This is a genomic window from Microbacterium sp. BF1 (assembly GCF_019279095.1).
Classification (GTDB): domain Bacteria; phylum Actinomycetota; class Actinomycetes; order Actinomycetales; family Microbacteriaceae; genus Microbacterium; species Microbacterium maritypicum.
Genome location: NZ_JAGYWT010000432.1, coordinates 1 through 2,079 on the forward strand (window position 1 = coordinate 1; position 2,079 = coordinate 2,079).

Here is a 2,079-nt window from a genome sequence, read left to right on the forward strand (position 1 = left end):
CGCCTCACCCTCGTCCCCGACACCGGAGATGAGGTGACCGACCAGCCCGTCCTCGAACTCAGCGCCTAACCGAAACCAACAGCAGAAGGATCACCGACCGCTACACCACTCGCCGGGGCTTGACCCGACGCGAGCGTCCGGACAAGTTCGAGAGCCGTCATCCCTCCGGGAACATCTCGGTTCTCTGCTAGCGAGTGCGACCAATCCGCGCCGTTGTCGAGTTCGAGATGGAGTCTCCTCACAGCCTCGCGCGCGCCTATGGCTTACCTCCACGATCAGGAGCAACACGCGAATCGGCGTGAGGTCCGCGTGCACCACTTCCGAAGCGTGCGACGTGACGAGAACTCAGCTCCGAGAGTCTGAGTTCTCGAAAGGAACTGTCAGTCGTCTGAGCCCGCAGTCTCATGTGAGTGGCTCAGAAGAGGTCAGTGGCGTATCGCCCGGTCTGGCTGAGTTCGGTGAGCCAGTTGGGTCCGTGGACGTCCTGGCCGATCCGGGTCAGGGTCTCCTCGACCGCTGGCCCCATGCCGGTGACGTCACCGCACACATACACGTGCGCGCCCTGCTCGATGAGGTCGAGGATGCTGTCTCGTTCGGCCCAGAGCCGGTGCTGGACGTAGCGGACCTCGCCGTCGGGCTTGCGTGAGTATGCCCGGTGCACGCGCAGCGTCCCGGCAGCCTCGTAGGTGGCGAACTCTTCGGCGTAGAGGTCGTCCCAGTCGGGGTGCTGGCAGCCGAAGAACAGCACCGTCTCACCCGCCGGTTCGCCGCCGGTGGCGCGAGCATGACGAGCGTTGATGAAGCCGCGGAACGGGGCGATGCCGGAGCCAGCGGCGATCATGATCGCCGGGATCGAGTTCTGGGCTGGGGGCCGGAAGTGCTCGGTCGGCGAAGCGAGGGTGACGGTGAGCCGGTCGCCGGGCTGGACGCGCTGAAGGTAGCTGGAGGCCGCGCCTCGGTAGGTGCCCGTCCCCGAGAGTGCGGGGCCCTCGATGACTGAGACGGTCAGTGCTACTTCGGTCTGGGTTTCGGCGGCGGAGCTGATCGAGTACTGCCGTGCCCTGGGGGCGGGGAGTCGTTCGATCACCCAGGCCAGGTCGACCTCGCAGGAGGCGAACATCTCCAGCAGGTCCAGCAGTGAGAACCGGCGCTGCCTGATGGTGTCCGCCTGTTCAGGGGAGGCCAGCTTTTCGAGTTCTGCGCGCTCGGGAGGGCAGCGTGTCGTCTCGGCGAGCGAGGCGAGTACCCCCTGCGTGGCTGGGGCGGTCAGGTCGACGTGGCGGGTCAGCAGGTCATCGACCCGCACCGGCACTCCGACGGGGATGCGTCCGCTGGGGGCGTCGGAGTCGATGGTCACCAACTCGTCGCCTGGCAGTGCCAGGCGGGTGAGCATGCGGGTGACGAGTTCGGGGTGGTTCTGCGGCAGCACCGAGAGGTAGTCGCCGGTGCGATACGTCATGCCCTCGGGCAGGCGGAGTTCGAGGTGCCGCTTGGAGCGGGGCGAGTCGCCGCGGACTAGCTCGCGGTTCTCCAGCACGATCGCGGTGGCCTCCTCACGATGGGCGGCGGGCTGGCTGGTGGAGGCGATCCGGTAGCGGGGGCCTGTCGGGGCGGTGTCCTCGATCTGGTAGTGCTCGGACAGTTCGGGCCACAACGGCTGGTACCAGCGTTCCCAGTCGCCGAAGAAGTCGGTGCGGGCATCGGTGGCACCGCGTTCACGAATCCTCGTGGCCCCGGCAGCAGTCATGGCGTCGTCGATGAGGGTGGGGACGCGCTGGTAGGTGGCGGCCCAGTCCAGGCTCCCGCAGCCCAGCACCAGGTATTCAACACCGCTCAGGTCCGGGCCGGTGGTGGTGAGCCAGTCGACGAAGCGCTTCGCATTGTCGGGTGGGGTGCCGTTGTAGGAGGAGGTCACGATGACGACCGGCCCGGCCGTGGGCAGGTCCGCGGTGGCCTCATCGAGGGAGGCCACTCGGGTGTGCCAGCCACGGGCGGCCCCATCGCCGGCGATGGTGCGGGCCAAGCCCTCACTGCTGCCCCCGTTGGAGCCGTAAAGCACCAGCATCGGCGTGCCGTGCG

Annotated in this window: 1 protein-coding gene; it reads right to left on the minus strand. The window is 67.7% G+C overall.

Annotation, left to right across the window (positions count from 1 at the left end):
- Nucleotides 1-415 precede the first annotated feature (415 nt).
- Nucleotides 416-2,079 (minus strand): sulfite reductase flavoprotein subunit alpha (locus KZA10_RS13240; protein ID WP_218683110.1); only part of this gene is annotated, 1,664 nt, incomplete at its 5' end.